This is a genomic window from Pontibacter litorisediminis (assembly GCF_029360645.1).
Lineage (GTDB): Bacteria > Bacteroidota > Bacteroidia > Cytophagales > Hymenobacteraceae > Pontibacter > Pontibacter litorisediminis.
On sequence record NZ_JARDUA010000001.1, the window covers coordinates 837,883 to 856,672 of the forward strand.

Annotated in this window: 15 protein-coding genes; 9 read left to right on the top strand and 6 right to left on the bottom strand. The window is 55.5% G+C overall.

The features are described from left to right. Nucleotides 1-147 precede the first annotated feature (147 nt). A complete protein-coding gene (locus PXG97_RS03625; protein WP_276496354.1) occupies nt 148-2,595 on the top strand; it encodes a zinc-dependent metalloprotease in 2,448 nt (815 codons plus the stop codon). Nucleotides 2,596-2,905: 310 nt separating this feature from the next. After that, nucleotides 2,906-4,252, top strand: a complete 1,347-nt coding sequence (gene brnQ / locus PXG97_RS03630; RefSeq protein ID WP_276496355.1) for a branched-chain amino acid transport system II carrier protein — start codon at nt 2,906-2,908, stop codon at nt 4,250-4,252. A gap of 315 nt (nt 4,253-4,567) precedes the next feature. Here brnQ and PXG97_RS03635 read toward each other — a convergent pair whose 3' ends face one another. Continuing rightward, nucleotides 4,568-4,810 (bottom strand): hypothetical protein, encoded by a 243-nt coding sequence (locus tag PXG97_RS03635; RefSeq protein WP_276496356.1) that lies wholly within the window; start codon nt 4,808-4,810, stop codon nt 4,568-4,570. Between the two features lie 386 nt (nt 4,811-5,196). Here PXG97_RS03635 and PXG97_RS03640 point away from each other — a divergent pair, with 386 nt between their 5' ends. The 5 genes from PXG97_RS03640 to PXG97_RS03660 all read left to right on the top strand — a co-directional run bounded on the left by PXG97_RS03640 (nt 5,197) and on the right by PXG97_RS03660 (nt 10,624). Further along, a complete protein-coding gene (locus tag PXG97_RS03640) occupies nt 5,197-6,750 on the top strand; it encodes a M20/M25/M40 family metallo-hydrolase (RefSeq protein WP_276496357.1) in 1,554 nt (517 codons plus the stop codon). A gap of 184 nt (nt 6,751-6,934) precedes the next feature. Further along, the gene (locus tag PXG97_RS03645) at nt 6,935-7,846 is read left to right on the top strand and encodes a universal stress protein (protein ID WP_276496358.1); all 912 of its coding nucleotides are present in this window, start codon (nt 6,935-6,937) and stop codon (nt 7,844-7,846) included. Nucleotides 7,847-7,990: 144 nt separating this feature from the next. Continuing rightward, nucleotides 7,991-8,401 carry a SpoIIAA family protein gene (locus tag PXG97_RS03650; protein ID WP_276496359.1) on the top strand — a complete coding sequence of 137 codons (411 nt, stop codon included), beginning with the start codon at nt 7,991-7,993 and terminating at the stop codon, nt 8,399-8,401. Between the two features lie 140 nt (nt 8,402-8,541). Further along, nucleotides 8,542-9,519 carry a 23S rRNA pseudouridine(2604) synthase RluF gene (gene rluF / locus PXG97_RS03655; protein ID WP_276496360.1) on the top strand — a complete coding sequence of 326 codons (978 nt, stop codon included), beginning with the start codon at nt 8,542-8,544 and terminating at the stop codon, nt 9,517-9,519. 109 nt (nt 9,520-9,628) lie between these two features. Continuing rightward, nucleotides 9,629-10,624: a pseudouridine synthase gene (locus PXG97_RS03660; RefSeq protein ID WP_276496361.1), complete on the top strand. Its 996-nt coding sequence runs from the start codon at nt 9,629-9,631 to the stop codon at nt 10,622-10,624. Between the two features lie 153 nt (nt 10,625-10,777). On the opposite strand, the gene PXG97_RS03665 is transcribed toward PXG97_RS03660, so the two are convergent. The 5 genes from PXG97_RS03665 to PXG97_RS03685 all read right to left on the bottom strand — a co-directional run bounded on the left by PXG97_RS03665 (nt 10,778) and on the right by PXG97_RS03685 (nt 15,792). Next, the gene (locus PXG97_RS03665; RefSeq protein WP_276496362.1) at nt 10,778-11,638 is read right to left on the bottom strand and encodes a pirin family protein; all 861 of its coding nucleotides are present in this window, start codon (nt 11,636-11,638) and stop codon (nt 10,778-10,780) included. Between the two features lie 96 nt (nt 11,639-11,734). Continuing rightward, nucleotides 11,735-12,622, bottom strand: coding sequence for a cysteine synthase CysM (gene cysM / locus PXG97_RS03670; protein WP_276496363.1), 888 nt, complete (start codon nt 12,620-12,622; stop codon nt 11,735-11,737). Nucleotides 12,623-12,762: 140 nt separating this feature from the next. Then, a complete protein-coding gene (locus PXG97_RS03675; protein WP_276496364.1) occupies nt 12,763-13,443 on the bottom strand; it encodes a type 1 glutamine amidotransferase domain-containing protein in 681 nt (226 codons plus the stop codon). A 92-nt stretch (nt 13,444-13,535) separates the two neighbouring features. Further along, nucleotides 13,536-14,843: a PQQ-dependent sugar dehydrogenase gene (locus PXG97_RS03680; RefSeq protein ID WP_276496365.1), complete on the bottom strand. Its 1,308-nt coding sequence runs from the start codon at nt 14,841-14,843 to the stop codon at nt 13,536-13,538. 112 nt (nt 14,844-14,955) lie between these two features. Further along, nucleotides 14,956-15,792, bottom strand: coding sequence for an oxidoreductase (locus PXG97_RS03685; protein ID WP_276496366.1), 837 nt, complete (start codon nt 15,790-15,792; stop codon nt 14,956-14,958). Between the two features lie 294 nt (nt 15,793-16,086). On the opposite strand from PXG97_RS03685, the gene PXG97_RS03690 reads away from it, so the two are divergent. Together PXG97_RS03690 and dinB are read left to right on the top strand one after the other, a co-directional pair. Beyond that, nucleotides 16,087-17,475 carry an FAD-binding oxidoreductase gene (locus PXG97_RS03690; RefSeq protein ID WP_276496367.1) on the top strand — a complete coding sequence of 463 codons (1,389 nt, stop codon included), beginning with the start codon at nt 16,087-16,089 and terminating at the stop codon, nt 17,473-17,475. A gap of 138 nt (nt 17,476-17,613) precedes the next feature. Further along, the gene (gene dinB / locus PXG97_RS03695; protein ID WP_276496368.1) at nt 17,614-18,696 is read left to right on the top strand and encodes a DNA polymerase IV; all 1,083 of its coding nucleotides are present in this window, start codon (nt 17,614-17,616) and stop codon (nt 18,694-18,696) included. The last annotated feature ends 94 nt before the right edge of the window (nt 18,697-18,790 follow it).

Below are 18,790 nucleotides of genomic sequence, written 5' to 3' on the forward strand. Positions count from 1 at the left end.
TATACTTTTTCCGGATAGTGTTTGTTACGCCCCCAAACTTAACGACTCCCAAACGTTGCTTAAAGCTTATTGCTCCAGAATAGCCCGTGCTTAAAACAACAAAATCACTATATTACGGCATCAAGCCCAAATCTAACCTAGTACACCATGACATCACCCTTAACCAAAACACTGTGGCTCGTGCTGGTGCTGCCGCTGCTTGCAGTTGGCCTGGCCGTAGCACAAAAGCTGCCAAGCATTTCCTCTAAAACGTCGGGTATGCAGAAGTTCCCCGGCTATTATACTTTTTATTATGATGCTGCTTCCGGCAAAGTATGGCTGGAGGTAGACAAGCTGAACCAGGAATTCCTGTACGTAAACTCCTTGCCTTCCGGCCTCGGCTCCAACGACATTGGCCTAGACCGCGGCCAGCTGGGTGGGCAGCGCGTTGTGTATTTTGAAAAGATAGGCCCGAAGGTGATGCTCGTACAGCCAAACCTGGACTACCGTGCCATCACTGCGAACAAAAACGAGGCCCGGGCCGTGGAGGAGTCCTTTGCCAAGTCTATCCTGTGGGGTTTTAAGGCAGAGGCTGAGGACGGAGAAAGCGTGCTGGTGGATGCCACGGACTTCCTGCTCCGGGATGCCCATGATGTGATCGGAAGTATAAAGCGCACGAAGCAGGGCAACTATAGACTTGACGCAAGCCGCTCGGCCGTTCACCTGCCGCGCACAAAGAATTTCCCGCAGAACACAGAGTTTGAGGCCACCCTTACCTTTACCGGTGGCGAGGACGCCGGCCGCTTTGTGCGTGAAGTCGCGCCGGATGTGCAGGCCCTCACGCTGCGCCAGCACCACTCCTTTATTCAGCTGCCAGACGACAAGTATAAACCACGCGAGGCGGACCCGCGCGCCGGTTACTTCGGCGTGTCCTACTTCGATTATGCCACACCGGTGTATGAGAGCATTGAGAAGCGGCTGATTGCCCGCCACCGTCTACAGAAGAAAGACCCTTCTGCCAAGGTATCCGAGGCGGTGGAGCCGATCGTGTACTACGTAGACAACGGCGCGCCGGAGCCGATCCGAACGGCGCTGCTGGAGGGCGCCCGCTGGTGGAACCAGGCCTTTGAGGCTGCCGGGTATAAAGATGCGTTTCGGGTGGAGGTGCTGCCGGAGGGGGCCGACCCGATGGACGTGCGCTACAATATCATCCAGTGGGTGCACCGCAGCACACGCGGCTGGTCTTACGGCGCCTCCGTGACCGATCCCCGCACCGGCGAGATCATCAAGGGCCACGTATCGCTGGGCTCGCTGCGCGTGCGCCAGGACTACCTGATAGCCGAGGGGCTGCTGGCCCCTTACAAAGACGGAAAGGCGGCAGACAAAGCCATGATGGACATGGCCCTGGCACGTATCCGGCAGCTGTCGGCGCATGAGTTGGGGCACACGCTGGGCATCATGCACAACTATGCCGCCAACAACAATGCCTCTGTGATGGACTATCCGCACCCGCAGGCAAAGCTAGACCGCACCGGCAACATCGACCTGAGCAAGGCTTATGATACCGGCATCGGCGCCTGGGACAAGGTGGCCGTTGCCTACGGTTACCAGGATTTCCCGGCAGGCACAAACGAGAAAAAAGCGCTGGATGAGATATTGGCCAAAGGCAGGGCGCAGGGGCTGCAGTTTATCTCCGACCGCGACGCCCGCTCTCCGGGAGGCGCCCACCCCACCGCCCACCTTTGGGACAACGGCGCCAATGCCACCGACGAGCTGGCGCATGTGCTGCGCGTGCGCGAAAAGGCACTGCAGAACTTCTCCGAAAACAACATAAAACCAGGCGCAGCCATGAGCACGCTGGAGGATGTGCTGGTACCGATCTACAACTATCACCGCTACCAGACAGAGGCGGTGGCCAAACTGATCGGAGGCGTAAACTATACCTACGCCGTGCGAGGCGATGGGCAACTGGTGACGGAAGTGCTGGACAAGCGCGAGCAGCAGAAAGCGCTGGACGCCATACTCAAAACCATTTCTCCGGAGGTGCTCACCGTGCCGGAGCATATCACGAAGTTGATACCGCCCCGCGCACCGGGCCTGCGCAACAGCCGCGAACTGTTTAACAAACGTACCGGCCTCACGTTCGACCCATTGGCCGCAGCCGAAGCCTCTGCTGACTTTTCGCTCTCGTTCCTGCTGCACCCGGAGCGTGCCTCGCGTTTGGTGGAGCTCGGCGCCCGCAGCAATGGCCTCAGCCTGCAAGAGGTAACAGACCAGCTCATCCAAAGTACCTGGAAGAGCCGCCGTGAAAAAGGATTACAGGAGCAGGTGCAGCTACAGACAGAGCAAATCGTGCTGACGCACCTGATGGCGTTGGCCCATAACCAGGACGCCTCTTACCAAGCCCGCGCCGTAGCCACTGCCACCCTGCATGACCTGAAGCAGTACATCGAAACCAGGCTGCGCACCAACAAGCAAGGCCCTTACCACGCGCACCTCCTCTTCGCGCTGGAGCGCCTCAACCGGCCGGTAACAGAGGAAGTAAGGCCAAGCAAAACCTTAGACCTGCCTCCAGGCTCCCCAATCGGAAGCGGTGAGGTTATGGGATGTGACTAATAGTTTGCACGGTGCCGCCCCTGCCAATCCAGGAAGGGGCGGCACCGCCGCTTACCACTATTGTGCTTAACCAGGAGTGGCTATTATTATACTTTTACATAACAGGTGGTGCACCAGTGTTTAGACAAAAACATTCACAAAAACGGCCCCGAACGTTTATTTATCAAACACTTAATCAGTAAATTGACGCGGCAATAGCCCTCGCCCGCTGTAATTTTACCTAGGCCTTACCTGTGCTTTGCGACACGGGTGATCAGGTTTTTACTTGCCGGTAAGTTTATCAAATGTTTATTTCTCAGTTTAAAACCCTGTGCGTACTCCTACTTCTACCTTATCATTCAAAGAAACGTTCTTTATTGGCCTGATGCTGTTTGCCATCTTCTTTGGCGCCGGCAATCTTATTTTTCCCTTGTCGCTGGGCCAGGCGGCGGGCGCAAACCTAATACCTGCCATTTTAGGCTTCCTCTTAACTGGGGTTGGGCTCCCGCTGCTGGGCGTGATCGCCATTGGCATCTCTAAAAACGAAGATGTGCAGTCGATCTCTGCTAAGGTGCACCCTGTTTTCGGGCTGCTGTTCCCGGTGGTCATCTACCTGACCATTGGCCCTCTGTTTGCGGTGCCAAGAACCGGTACCGTGTCCTATGAGATCGGTATCGTGCCTTTTTTACCTGAGGCCCTAAACGCCTCTGGCTGGGGCATGGTGCTTTATTCTGCTGTTTTTTTCGCCGTTACGTACCTGCTGGCCCTAAACCCCAGCAAAATAGTGGACAGGATTGGCAAGCTCCTGACGCCGGTGCTGCTGCTGATCCTGTTCGTGCTGCTGGCTAAAAGCGTTGGCGATCCACTCGGCAGCATTCAGGCTCCTCTGAGCGCCTACGAGGGGGCTCCCTTCTTCAAAGGTTTTCAGGAAGGGTACTTAACAATGGATACAATTGGCTCCTTCATCTTCGGATTGATCGTGATAAACGCCATCAACGCTAAAGGGGTGAGAAGCGCTAAGCAGGTCGCGACCGTAACTGCTACAGCGGGCTTTGTTGCCGCCGCTGGTTTGGCCATTGTCTACCTGGGGCTTGCCTACACAGGCGCAACCAGCGTAGAGGCCTTAGGGCACCTGGAGAACGGTGGTCAGATCATCACGAGCGTATCTTACAGCCAGTTCGGATTGTGGGGCAACGCTATTCTGGGGGTTGCCATTACGTTTGCCTGCCTTACCACCAGCATTGGCTTGGTGGTGGCCTGTGCCAGCTTCTTCAACAAGCTACGCCCTTCTATTTCCTATAGGACGTATGTGCTGGTTCTGACATTGGTGAGTGCCGTGATCTCAAATGTGGGCTTAACCCAAATCATTTCCTTTTCTATACCTGTGCTGGTGGCCATTTATCCGATCGTCATCGTGCTGATCGTGCTGACCTTGCTCGGTCCCCTGCTCAGGAACAGAAACGCTGTGTATACCTGGGCTGTCTTGTTTACAGGAATCGTCAGCGTATTTGACGGTGTAAAAGCAGCGGGCTTTGAGGTGGGAATCCTTGATTTTCTTGCCGATCACCTGCCCTTGTTCGGCCTGGGCATGGGATGGCTCACGCCCGCCATTTTGGGTGGTCTGATAGGATATGCCCTTTCGTACCGGCAGAGAGCGTATGCATTGAAGGAAGCGTAATTCAAGTCAAGTTCACCAAGCAAGTATAAATTGTCCCAGGGCTTGATTCCGGGATGGACTAAAAAACTCCTGTTTTAGGGATATGATCAATTCTATCCCTAAAACAGGAGTTTTTTGTGTCTACTACTTTAAGGTATTTTAGGCTTTCCTCCTCCTCTAAAATCGACGGCTGCTGGATAAGAGGCTCTGGAAACAGCATCGCTCCCGCACGTCTTCCTGCTGCCCTGCCATCGAGGCTACTCTACATTAGCTTTTTCGTCTTAAAGCAAGGGTAAGAAAGCAGCAAAGTTTCGGAGCAGCAGGGTAAGGCTTAGGCTACAGTCCGAGCACCTCTCTCACATCTATTGCCTCCACGTAGGGCTCCAGCACGGCCAGGGCGTTAGCTGACTTCCTAAAGGTACTGATTACCTGCGCATCCCCTCCCGCCCAAACTTCTACAAAGGTATTGTTCAAGGTATAAAGCGTTACCGTCCAATTGTTAAAATGGCGTTGGGCAAGGATGATACCGTCTTTGGCTAGCGTTTCGGCCTGGTTCCGCAGCGGGAGCCGTTCAAACATGGAATGTTCCAGCATACATAGTCTGTTCTAGTGCACTTTCTGATAAGTGCATTCAGTGCAAATTTGTTTCCTTTTCCCCTGATTTATACCTCAAAAGGTATCAGCCTGCCAACTCCCATGGTCCCGTCTCCCCGCAAGGGTTGAAGCTCTTTACGAAGTATATTGCTCCCTGCATCACAGTTCATAAACCAGAAGAAGCCACGGGAACACACCAAGATTACGCCGCCTAAATCACAGTCTGCGCACGCCTTGTTTGTTATCGCTTCAAGGCTTCTTATCTTCACTTCCTGGGGTGACACAGGTTTCTGCTTAGCTGCTGTTAAACCTTCCCGCCCGAGAGTCCTCTAATGGTAAATGACTATATATTTATTCTTAAACTAACCCTTATGAAAAGAAAAGTTTACGCTTTTGCCTTTTTCCTGCTGCTGAGCGGAAGCCTGGCGCAGGCGCAGGTAAAAGACCCTGTGGTGGAAAGCATCGTTAAGGAGGCGAATGAGAACTCGCAGCTGGAGGTGCTGGCCCATGAGCTGCTGGACGGTGTGGGGCCCCGCCTGGTGGGCACCCCGGAAATGCAAAAAGCCCACGAGTGGGCCGTGGCAAAGTATAAAAGCTGGGGTATTGACGCACGCAACGAGCAGTGGGGCGAGTGGCGCGGCTGGCAGCGTGGCGTAACGCACGTGGACATGGTGCACCCGCGCGTGCAGTCTTTGGAGGCAACGCAGCTGGCCTGGAGCCCGGGCACTAAAAGCAAAGGAGTAACCGCAGAGGTGATTATGCTGCCCGATGTGCAGGACTCTGTGGCTTTCAAGCGCTGGCTGCCCAACGTGAAGGGTAAGATCGTGATGATCTCGATGCCACAGCCAACCGGCCGCCCGGACTACAACTGGGAGGAGTTTGCCACCAAAGAGTCGCTGGAAAAAATGAAGCAGCACCGTGACTCGCTGAACGAAGCCTGGTCGGCGCGTATGAAGAAGACAGGCTACAACAGCCGCACTTTGCCGCCGGTGCTGGAGCAGACTGGTGCTGTTGGTGTGGTTATCTCTAACTGGTCGCGGGGCTTTGGCGTGAACAAGATTTTTGGCGCCTACACCAAGAAAATCCCAAGCATTGACATGGCCCTGGAGGACTACGGCATGCTGTACCGCTTGGCAGCGTCTGGGCAGAAGCCACAGATCAAAATTCAGGCGGAGTCTAAGAACCTGAAGAATGCCCCTACCTTCAACACGGTTGCCGAGATCAAAGGCACGGAGAAGCCAGAGGAGTATGTGATTCTTTCGGCCCACTTCGACTCTTGGGACGGTGGCACCGGCGCTACCGATAACGGCACCGGCACGATTGTGATGATGGAGGCCATGCGCATCCTGAAAAAGCTATACCCTAACCCAAAACGCACCATACTGGCTGGCCACTGGGGCAGCGAGGAACAAGGCCTGAACGGCTCACGCGCGTTCGTAGCCGACCATCCGGAGATCGTGAAGAACACGCAGGCTGTTTTTAACCAGGATAACGGCACCGGCCGCGTGGTAAACATCTCCGGTCAGGGCTTCCTGCACGCTTACGATTTCATGGGCCGCTGGCTGAGCGCCGCACCTGGCGAGATCACCAGCCAGATTGAGACCCACTATCCTGGCTTTCCGGGAGGCGGCGGCTCTGACCATGCCTCCTTTGTGGCGGCTGGCGTACCTGCTTTCATGCTGAGCTCGCTCAACTGGTCTTATGGCACCTACACCTGGCACACAAACCGCGACACCTACGATAAGATCGTGTTCGACGATGTGCGCAGCAACGCCATACTGGTAGCCATACTTGCCTACATGGCCAGCGAAGACCCTGAAATGGCTAACCGCGAGCGCATCAAGCTCCCGATTGATACCAGAACCGGAGAGCAGCGCACCTGGCCTGCCTTGCGTGAGCCAACCCGCAAAGGCGGCCTCGACTAAGCGCCCAGACAAATACCTCTATCTGAAAAAGGCTGCCTGCACAGGTAGCCTTTTTTTGTAAAGCTGACATAACTCACCTTAAACACTGACCAGGCGCATATTTTCAGGCTTGTGCCAGCATTATCTTTGTAAAGTGTTGTAGCAAAGCCAAGCAACTGTACAGGTAAATAAAAAAGGTAGTGCCATGAAAACGATTTTAGTGCCCATAGATTACTCGAACAACTCCCGCAACGCGCTGGCCTATGCCTTGGAGATAGCGCGCGTGACTGGTGCGGAGCTGGTCCTTTTTCATGCCTTCTACCCTATCATGACACCGCCGGCAAGCCTGAATGCCACCGATGTCATACTGGCGCTGGAGGAAGGCAAGGCTCGTTCCCTGGAGGATTTCGGCCGGATCAACTTAGCCGAGATTGGCACAGCCAACGGCCACCTGGGCGCTTATAAAAACCTGCGACTGAAAGCTGTGGCCAAAATGGGCGGCTCGTATGAGATGATCCTGGAGGCAATTAGACAGCAGGAGGCAGAGCTGGTGGTAATGGGTATGCAGGGCGGTGGCGCCCTAAGCCAGGCGCTGCTGGGCAGCAATACGATCTCTGTGATGCAGGAAAGCAAAGTACCCATACTTGCCGTGCCCGAAAACATCCCATTCCACCGCTTTGAAAAGGTGTTGTTTGCCACCAACCTGAGCAAAATGCCCGCCACCGCCGACCTGGAGCCCCTGCGTGATTTTGTGATGGCATTCCAGGCAAAACTGCATGTGCTGCACCTCTACCGCAACAACCTTCAGCTCGCCAGCTTTGATCCACACATGGCGCAGGAGCAGCTAGCAGCCAAGCTACAGGGAATCGAGATGTCGTTTGCCTATGATATCAGCGAAGAGGTGGCCAGTGACATACAGCAGCATATACAGGAGCTACAGGCCGACCTGCTGGTGCTTATTCCGCAGCGCCACAACTTTCTGGAGCGCCTATTGAACAAGAGCGTGACCGGCAAGATAACGGCGCACCCACTGGTCCCCCTGCTGGCCCTTCCGGCTTCTACCCTAACCTACAACCAAAGCATAGAGAGTGGGCAGAAAATAGCCACCCCGAGCTAAACGCCGCATTTTGCATTCAAAACGATTGCATCCAAAGCCCGTACTAATGTAAATTAGCAGCGCCTTTGGCCCTGAAACAGTGTTTTATCTGCTACAGGGCCAAAGGCGTGAATATTTTTACGATTACAGTGTTATAAGCACACCATGATTCAAGAGCTTGTCAACCCTTTTGGCCGCGTATATATTACCATTGACACGAACAGCAAAAACAAGTGGGTGCATGTAAAATGGATGGGCTATCTGACGGAGGAGAACATCAAGGCAGGGGCCGCGGCCTATACAAAAGCCCTCGCCGATGCGGGTTATAACTGTGTGTTAAATGATACGCGCCTGATTATTGGTAGCTGGGACCACTCCATGAACTGGGTGGTGAACGAGTGGGCACCACGTGCCGCCCGTGCCGGCCTCAAGCATTTCGCCATGATCACAACCCCGGAAACCTTTGCCGGGTCCTCGGCGGCTAATTTCTACAACAGCCTGAAGGCCTTCGAGGCGAAGGTTTTTGATGACATAAGTGAGGCGCAGGCGTGGCTACGGCAATACTCGCTGGCGTAGCAACCCGCTACTATACTTTGCAAAAGAACCAAGATCAGAATATTCGGCAAGCGCTTAGGTATCGCTCCGCTATTCCTGTATTTTTGCACCTTACGTAGTGGGCTATACCTCACTAGCAGCCACTCTAGCCTTGCCACCACATGGAAGCCATCAGATTAAACAAATTCATCAGCGACTCCGGCTACTGCTCCCGCCGCGAGGCCGACAAAATGATAGAGCAGGGGCGCGTCACCGTGAATGGCAAAAGACCAGAGGTGGGCGCTAAAGTAACATCCCGGGACAAAGTACGCGTAGACGGTAATCTGCTGGAAGTTGACGCCGTGGAACCAGTATACTTGCTTCTCAACAAGCCTCCGGGCATCGAGACCACCACGGATACCTCACAGAAAGACAACATCGTTAGCTTCACCAATTACCCGGAGCGCATCTTCCCGGTTGGCCGGCTGGACAAAGATTCCGAGGGCCTGATCATCCTCACCAACAACGGCGACATCGTTAACAAAATCCTGCGGGCCGGCAACAAGCACGAGAAGGAGTACATCGTAACGGTGGACAAGCCCATTAACCAAGAGTTTGTGGAACGGATGAGCCAAGGCGTTTCCATACTTGGAGTGAACACCCGCAAATGCTTTGTGGAGCAGTTGGGGCCGAGTAAGTTCCGGATTATACTTACCCAAGGCATGAACCGCCAGATTCGCCGCATGTGCGAGGCACTGGGATACGAAGTACAAACCCTGCAGCGCACGCGCATCATGCACCTTTCGCTAAGCAAGATACCGCTGGGCCAGTGGCGCAACATGACCGATGCCGAGGTAGCCGAAATGATGCGCCTGGTAGAGCACTCCTCTAAAACCGAGGACGCCTCCACAGCCAAAAAAGCTTTACCGTCTGCTGCTCCCGCCAAAAGCAAAAAGCCAAGCGCCAAAAGCAGCTCCTCTCCCACTGGCAGGCCCAGCAGGGCAGGCGGAGCCCCCAAAAGTGGTAAAAGCTCAGCATCCGGCAAGCGCGACAAGCCTAAAAGCTCCAGTAGCGCGAGGGGCTCCAGAGGGGCAGCCAAAGGCAGCACCGGTGGCGGCCGTGGCTCCAAAGGGGCGGCTAAGGGTGGCCGAAGAAGGTAATAGGTTTAGCAATCCTTTTCCCGTAATTTTGGCCTTACATTTAAACCAGGCGTAACCAAACACGGCAGAACTCACTACACATACTTGCCAACCAGCGCCACTACACACCATGGAACCAAAGCGATTAAATAAATTCATCAGCGACTCGGGCTTTTGCTCGCGCCGCGAGGCCGACCGTCTGATTGAGGAGGAACGGGTAACGGTAAACGGCAAACAGCCGGAGCCGGGCATGAAAGTGACTCCCAAAGACAAGGTACGCATAGACGATCAGTTGCTGAACGTGCGGGAGGAAGAGGCTGTTTTCCTGCTGCTCAACAAGCCTTCCGGCATGTCGGCCACGGCAGACATGGGCGTGCGCGACAACGTGGTGCGGGCCATTAACTACCCCGCCTCGCTGCAGCCCATTGGCCAGCTCGACCGCGAGGCTGAGGGCGTGCTGTTCCTGAGCAACGACGGGGACCTGGTGCGCAAGCTCACGAAGGCGGATAACAAGTATGAGAAGGAGTATGTCGTAACAGTGGATAAGCTGATCTCCCCGGAATTTATCGCCAAGCTGATAGGCGGCGGTGAGACCGAAAGCGGCGAAAAGCTACAGAAAACATTCATAGCGAAGGAGGGCTCTACGCGGTTCCGTATCATACTGAAGCCTAACACCAACCACAACATTAAGCGCATGTGCGAGGATCTGGGCTACAAGGTGGTGCACCTGGAGCGGGTGCGCATCGAGACCTTTACGCTGACCAAACTGCCAACCGGCCATTGGCGCAAACTCAGCCCAGCCGACGTGGAGGCACTGGCAAGTATAGCCAGCAGAGGCGGCTCGGGCAGTAAAGGCAAAGAAACAGGTGCAGGCGCGCGCGGTGGCGCAAGGGTGGGCAAAAGCAAGCCCAAGGACTTTGGCAAGGATACAGGGTTCCCGGAAAGGAGAGGCTCTGGAGGGGCACGCGTAGGGAAAAGCAAACCCGGAGGAGCAGCGCCAGCCAAAAAGTTCTCCGGCCCCAAAGCCGACAGCCGTGGCACAAAAGGCGGAGCCAAGCCAGCCCCGAAAGGAGGTGCGGGCAAAGGCACAGCAGCAGCCAAAGGCAGAACAAACAGAGGCCGCTAGGCTCCATTTTATACTTAAAACAGCAGCCCCTGCCATACATCATGGCAGGGGCTGCTGTTTTATTTCCGGTTGTTACTGTTAGTAGATGCGACGCTTGTTGCTATTTACTTAACATAATTATACAACTACTAAATCGACTACCCTTTTAGCTTGTTAGTCCCAGCTCTCCCAGCTGCCCATTTTGCCCTGCTGGTAATCGCGGAAGGCCTGGTGTATCTCTTCCTCGGTGTTCATCACGAACGGTCCTTGGGCCACCACTGGCTCGTTAAACGGCTTGGCATGCCCAAAGAGAATGTAGCTGTTTTCCAGCGCCTCCACCTGCACTTCTTCTCCATAGTAGGAGAACTCCACCAGGTTTAGTTTCGCTACCTTCTCACCGTTTACTTTTACCGAGCCGCGCACCACGTAAAAGAAGATGTTGCGCTCTGCTGCTACCGAGGTGGTAAAGCGCCCCCCCTCCTGCAGTTCTATACTGGCCATGTGGATATCGCTCAGCGACGGGATCGGGCCTTTGGTGTCGCGCCAGCTGCCGGATACCACGTTTACTTTTACCTTGCCGCCGTCCTCCGTAACGGTGGGTATACTTTCCTTTTGCAGCCCGGTATAGGTAGGTTCCGTCATTTTATACTTGGCAGGCAGGTTAAACCACAGTTGCAGTATTTCCAGCGGGCCACCCTCCTGCTTAAACTTCTCGGAGGATACTTCCGCATGAATCAGGCCGCGGCCAGCCGTCATCCACTGCACCCCGCCCGCCTGTATCACGTCTTTCCCGCCGCCGGTGTCCTGGTGCGTGATGTCGCCATCAAGTATAAAGGTAAGGGTTTCGAAGCCACGGTGCGGGTGCGGCCCGAACGGGAGCCCCCGGTTGTTGGGCTTGTACACCTGCGGACCATGGTGGTTCAGGAACAGGAACGGATCGATATAATCCACAGTATTGGTAGGCAAAGCCCGGTAGGTCACCAGGTCGTCAATAGGTGCGCTTACGGCTTTATGTATTTTTTTGATCTTTCTCATCCTTTTGAATTAATGTAGATACACTAATTTAACAACTCCTAAAGTACCGTACAGGTTTTAGGTATTGTATACTTCTGCCAAAGCCACCTTCCGCACTTACTGCCCGGCAAACAAATCCGAAGACAGGTAGCGGTCACCGCGGTCGCAGATGATGCAGACCACTACGCCTTCCTCCAGCTCCTCCATCACCTTGGTGGCCACATGCACGGCACCGCCGCTGCTCATGCCGGCAAACACGCCTTCTTCGCGGGCCAGCCTCCTGGTCATGGCCGTGGCTTGCTCCTGGCTCACGTCTATGGTACGGTCCACGCGCTCTGGCTCAAAAATCTTGGGCAGGTACTCCTGCGGCCAGCGCCTGATCCCCGGTATCTGCGACCCCTCCACCGGCTGTGCCCCGATGATCTGTACCTGCGGGTTCTGCTCCTTCAGGTAGCGGGAAACCCCCATGATGGTGCCAGTAGTGCCCATGGAAGAGACAAAATGCGTTACCTTGCCTGCCGTGTCGCGCCAGATCTCGGGGCCGGTGGTGCGCACATGCGCCAGGTAGTTGTCGGGGTTGCCAAACTGGTTCAGCACCAGGTAGCCGCCCTGCTCCACCTGCTCCGACACATAGTCAATGGCGCCTTCCATCGACTTTTCGGCGGGCGTAAGTATAACCTTCGCCCCATAGGCCTCCATGGTCTGCACCCGCTCTTTGGTAGCGCTCGCTGGCATCACCAGTTCAATCTCCACCCCAAAAAGCCGTGCGATCATAGCCAGGGCAATGCCTGTGTTGCCGCTGGTGGCCTCTATCAGTTTCATGCCGGGCTTCAGTTCGCCGCGGTCCAGGGCGGCTTTTATCATGCTGTAAGCGGCGCGGTCTTTCACGCTGCCGCCGGGGTTGTTGCCCTCCAGTTTGGCGTACAGCTTTACGCCGGGCTTTTTATTGATGTGCGTCAGCTCCACCAGTGGGGTGTTGCCTATAAAATCGAGCAGCGTTGCCATGTATACTTTTTATGGTTGTAGTCGGATTAACAGCAGAAGAGGCCTGTTGTTACATGTTTCTGCAAAGGTAAAACCAGCGTCCATACTTGTGGAATAAAAAATCCCGCCGGCTATACTATGCACCTGGCGGGATTCTTTACTTATTTCTGCAACAGCTTTAGCAGTTCCTGCGCCGCGCCCTCCGAGGACGCCGGGTTCTGGCCCGTGATCAGCAAGCCATCCCGTACCACATATGGCTGCCAGTCATCCTTCTTGGAGTAGTTCGCGCCTAGCTCCTTCATCTTTTCCTCCACCAGGAAAGGCACCACGTCCGTCAGCTGCACGGCCTCTTCCTCGGAATTGGTAAAGCCGGTGACGTTCTTGCCCTTCACAAGCGGCTCGCCTTCCTCGTTCTTTACCCTCGCAAAAACGGCTGGCGCATGGCAAACCGCTGCTACCGGCTTCTTCTGCTTTGCAAAGGACTCGATCAGCTTTATAGATTCCTGGCTCTCCGTAAGGTCCCACAGCGGGCCATGGCCGCCTGGGTAAAACACCGCATCGAAGTCATCGGCGCTCACCTCGCTCAGCTTTTTGGTGTTGCGCAGCTTCTCCTGCAGCGCCGCATCCTGGTTGTAGCGTTCAGTAGCCTCGGTTTGGGCCCCAGGGGCCTCACTGCTAGGGTCAATGGGCGGCTCTCCTCCTTCCGGCGAGGCCAGCGTTACTTCCACTCCCGCATCGGCCAGCACATAGTATGGGGCGGCGAATTCTTCTACCCAGAAACCCGTTTTCTTTCCGGTATCTCCCAGCTCTGAATGGGAGGTTAAAACAATCAATACTTTCATAGGCTGTATATCTTTCGTGTTTGATGCTCTTTATGTTAATCAGGCAAAGACCCGTTTGGGTTTAGTTACAACTACAGGCGCAACGGATTTGTTTACCGCTGCGCCGCTACCCGCCAAACGGTGTTCCCTTCGTCATCGGCTACCAGCAGCGAGCCATCCGGCAACTCTGCTACCCCTGCCGGGCGCCCGTATACTTCGTTCCTGCTTTCATCAGCTATAAAGCCTGTCAGGAAGTCCTCGTAGTCGCCACTGGGCCTGCCGTTCTGGAAGGGCACAAATATCACTTTGTAGCCCACAAACTCACTGCGGTTCCAGGAGCCGTGCTGCCCTATAAATGCACCGTTTCTGTACTTTTCAGGAAAGCGGTTGCCATTGTAGAACTCCAGCCCCAGCGAGGCAGTGTGGGCTCCCAGCGCCAGGTCCGGCACCAGGGCTTTCTCCACCAGGTCAGGACGCTCGCCTTTGCGGCGCGGGTCTACGTTTTGGCCGAAGTAGGCATAAGGCCATCCATAAAAGCCTCCCTCCTTTACGCTGGTCAGGTAGTCGGGCACCAGCTTATCGCCCAAATTGTCGCGCTCGTTCACGGCAGTCCAGAGGGTGCTGGTGCCGGGCGCCCAATCCATGCCCACGGGGTTGCGGAGGCCGCTGGCGTAAATGCGCTCCCCACTGCCGTCGGGGTTTATCTCCAGTATAGCGGCACGGCGTTCCTCTTCCTTCATGCCATACTCGCCCACGTTGCTGGCAGACCCCACCGAAATGTAGACCTTAGACCCGTCCGGGCTGGCGATGAGGTTGCGGGTCCAGTGGTGGTTATAGCCGCCCGCCGGCAGCTCCACAATTTTCTCTCCCTTACCGGTTATCTTGGTTTGGCCCTCTTTGTATGGGTAGCGCAGCACGCCATCGGTATTGGCCACATAAAAATAATTGTTGAGGACCAGCATGCCGTACGGTTGGTTCAGGCCGGTCAGGAACACCTCGCGCTGGTCGGGGTTGCCATCGCTGTTGGTGTCGCGGAACATCGTGATGCGGTTAGCGCTCTTCTCCTCATCATCTGACTCTACCACAAAAATATCCTTGTTGGGAGCCACGTAGATGCGGCGGGGGTGCTTCAGGTCGCCGGCGAATTTTGTTACTGTAAACCCTGCCGGGGCTGCAGGAGTCTTCCCCTGAGGCCAGCCAATCGTTTTGCTACGCTTCCCGGCGCTGTGCGTGGTATCCGGTGGCGGCAACTGCACGTCCTGGTTCGTGTTGTCTAACAGCGTGTCGGCCCCGGTTTTGCCTGTCTGGGAAACTATATCCCCATCGGTCTCTTCTGTGGTACGTGCCGACTCCGAGCAACCGAGTAAGGTCATACTTATAAACAGTGCGAGCAGCGGTGCCCGCCATAGTAGTTTTTTCATAGCTTGGTTATACTTTGCTTTAGGTTTACGCTTTACGCGATTTCGGCTGAGTGTGTACGCCTAAAGTATAGAACAGCCGCTGCAGCCGGGGCTGCTTTCCGCCTTGGGGTGTTTACTCATTAAAAGATGTTTTGGTCGCGATGCTTTCCCAGTCGCCCAGATCCTGCTCCACCTGCTGCAGTTTCTTGCGCACCGCATCATATGCTGTTTGGCCCAACGGCAGGCGCAGCGGCGGGTTATCGCTGTCCACTACCTGCAGCAGCACCTGCGCCGCCTTCACCGGGTCGCCATCCTGCTGCCCGGCATAACCCAGAATGGTGTTTTTAAACACGTGCGCTGTTCCCTCATACGCGGGCATCTCCTGCTGCGCACTTTTTATACTTGACCCGGCAAAGTTGGTGCGGAAAGGCCCTGGCTCTATGATGCTCACGCGTATGCCCAGGGGTGCTACCTCCTGCGCCAGTGCCTCGATCATGCCCTCCAGGGCAAATTTGCTGGCGTTGTACACGCCAAAGCCCTGCGTGCTCCGGAAACCTGCCACCGACGACATCTGCAAAATACGCCCATGGCCCTGCCGGCGCAGGTACGGCAGCACCGCCTGCGTTACCTGCAACGCCCCGAAGAAGTTCGTCTCCATCACCTCCCGGAACTCCTTTACCGTAGCCTCTTCCACGGCTCCCAGAAACCCGAAACCAGCGTTGTTCACCAGCACATCAATGCGGCCCAGGTGCTTTACGGCAGCATCCACGGTGGCTTTTACACCATCGGCATTGGTCACATCCATCAGGTAAGCGAAGGTGCTGCCCGGCGCAATGGCGTTAAACTCCTCTAGTTGCCGGTGCTGCCTCACGGTGCCAATCACCTTATCACCGCGCCTGGCCACTTCCTCCGCCAGCACACGGCCAAATCCACTCGATACCCCGGTGATAAACCATACTTTCTCTGCCATGCTTTTGAATTTTATAGTTTGAGGTTGGGTATACGGTTGGTAGGAAACAGGGTATGGGCTAGTGCAAGACCTGCCCTGGTTCTTTCTGCACAGCTTAACGCTCCTTTCATGCCCTGCTACCATACAGCCACCTATTTCCCAGCTATGCGCTTCCTCTAAACCAACCGGAAACGTATATAAAAACAACATGGTTTTTCTAACGAGCGACTGCACCTCTCGGGCATTCTCGACCATTCCCTCACCCTCTGGAACACCTCGAACAATGGTGCAAAGCCAAAACAAAAAGGGAGTGTTATGATAGAGGAAACAACAATTCAGCAACTAAAATCTGGCATGCGCGGAGCGCTCATCAGGCCTGACGAAAGCGGTTACGATGAGGCGCGGAAAGTATACAATGCCATGATAGACAAGCACCCAGCCCTCATCGCTTATTGTGAGGACGTGGCCGATGTGATCCATGCCGTCAACTACGCCCGCGATAACAACCTATTGGTGGCTGTAAGGGGTGGCGGTCACAACGGTGGGGGCCTGGGCATCTGCGAAGGCGGACTTGTGATCGACCTTTCGCACATGAACGGGGTGCAGGTGGATCCTGCGCAGCGAACGGTTCGGGTGGAGGGCGGCTGTACCTGGGGCAAGGTAGACCACGCCACGCACGCCTTTGGCCTGGCCACTCCAAGCGGCATTATCTCTACCACAGGTGTTGGCGGGCTTACCCTGGGCGGCGGCATCGGCCACCTCACCCGCAAATATGGGCTCAGCATAGACAACCTGCTGGAGGCGGACGTAGTACTGGCGGACGGCAGCCTGGTAAAGGCCAACAAGGAAGAGCACGAAGACCTTTTCTGGGCCTTGCGGGGCGGCGGTGGCAACTTTGGCGTGGTGACGTCCTTCCTGTTTAAGCTGCACCCCGTGGATACAGACTATGCCGGGCCCATGCTTTGGGAACTGGACCAGGCAAAGCAGGTTATGCAGTGGTGGCGCAACTTCATATTGCAAGCTCCGGAAGACATCAACGGCTTTTTCGCCTTTGTGCAGGTTCCTCCGGCTGACCCGTTCCCGGCCGAGCACCACCATAAAATAATGGGAGGCGTTGTGTGGTGTTACACCGGCCCTCCGGACAAAGCAGAGGAGATGTTTCAGCCGATCAGAAGTATAGGACCAAAAGCAGCCATAGACTTCGTCGGCCCTATTCCGCACCCTGCCCTGCAAAGCATGTTTGACCCGCTGTACCCGCCCGGGCACCAGTGGTACTGGCGCGCTGACTTTGTGAATGAGCTTACGGACGAGGCCATTGACCGCCATATTGAGTTTGCCCGTAAGTTGCCCACCCCTCTCTCCAGTATGCACCTGTACCCTGTGAATGACGCCGCACATAAAGTTGATAAGGCAGCCACCGCCTGGAGCTACCGCGACGCCAACTGGTCGCAGGTGATTATAGGTGTAGACCCCGACCCAGCCAACAAAGACAAAATCACAGAATGGACAAAGGCATACTTTGACGCCCTGCACCCTTACTCAGCAGGCGGCGCCTATGTCAATTTCATGATGGAAGAAGGCGACGAGCGCATCAGGGCCACCTACCGCGACAACTATGAAAAACTGGCGCACATCAAGTATAAGTATGACCCGACTAATCTTTTCAAGGTAAACCAGAACATTAAGCCTGAGCCGGTGGCTTAGGCACTTTCCTGGCAAAAGCGCGCTCAAACCATTGGTGGGTAAGCGGTAAAGAATTACAGGCATGCCCTAACTCCTAGCCTTGGTGGCTATACTTCCTGAAGCGGTTTTTGTACCTTTGCAAGTATAAAAGCCATACTTTTGGAACAGCCCATCCGCAAGATCATCCACATCGACATGGACGCTTTTTTTGCCTCCGTGGAGCAGCGCGACAACCCCGAGCTGCGCGGTAAGCCTGTGGCCGTGGGGGGATCCAAGGCACGTGGTGTGGTGGCTGCGGCCAGCTACGAGGCCCGCAAGTATGGAGTGCACTCGGCGCTTGCCTCTAAGATAGCGGCCCAGCGCTGTCCGCAGCTCATTTTTGTGAAGGCCAGGTTCGATGTCTACAGCGCCGTGTCGCGACAGATACGGGAGATTTTCTACTCCTATACCGACCTGGTGGAGCCGCTCTCGCTGGACGAGGCTTACCTGGATGTGACGGAGAACAAAATCGGCATGCCCTCGGCCAGCATCATTGCCAAGGAAATCAAGCAGCGCATTTTGGAGGAAACAGGGCTTACGGCTTCGGCAGGCGTTTCGTTCAACAAATTCCTGGCTAAGATCGCCTCTGATATGAACAAGCCCAACGGATTCACGCTCATCACACCGGATAAGGCCGAAGAAGTGGTGGCGGGCCTGGAGATCGAGAAGTTTCATGGCATTGGCAAGGTTACGGCCGCCAAGATGCAAAGTATGGGCATTCTGACCGGAGCAGACCTGCGGTTACGGCCAGAGGAAGAGCTGGTGCGCCACTTCGGCAAAGTGGGCCGCTACTACTACCGCGTGGCCCGCGCCCAGGACGACCGCGACGTACAGCCGCACCGCGTCCGGAAGTCTATTGGCTCGGAGCGCACCTATGATGAGGACCTGACGGAAGAAGACGACATGCTGGAGCGCCTGCAGTTCTTGGCCGAGGAAGTGGCGCAGGACATGGCCCGCCTGCAGGCCAGCGCCAAAACCGTGACGCTTAAGATCAAGTACTTCGACTTTACCCTGAACACCCGCAGCAAAACCTACCTGAGCGATTTTACCTCCGCCAGCGCCATTTATACTATAGCGAGAGAACTTTTGCGCACGCCCCAGTTGCCGGCGTACCCGGTGCGCCTACTGGGCATCTCCGTCTCCAGCCTCACCTACCAGCACGACCGCCTGCGCGATGGTTACCAGCTGACGCTGGAGCTGTAGCTTGCTTGCTCTGGCACAAGCGGCCGCCTGTGCCAGAGCACGTGAGTTGCCCAACCACGTTTTTGGCTCTTATTCTTAACCACCATCCAGTGAG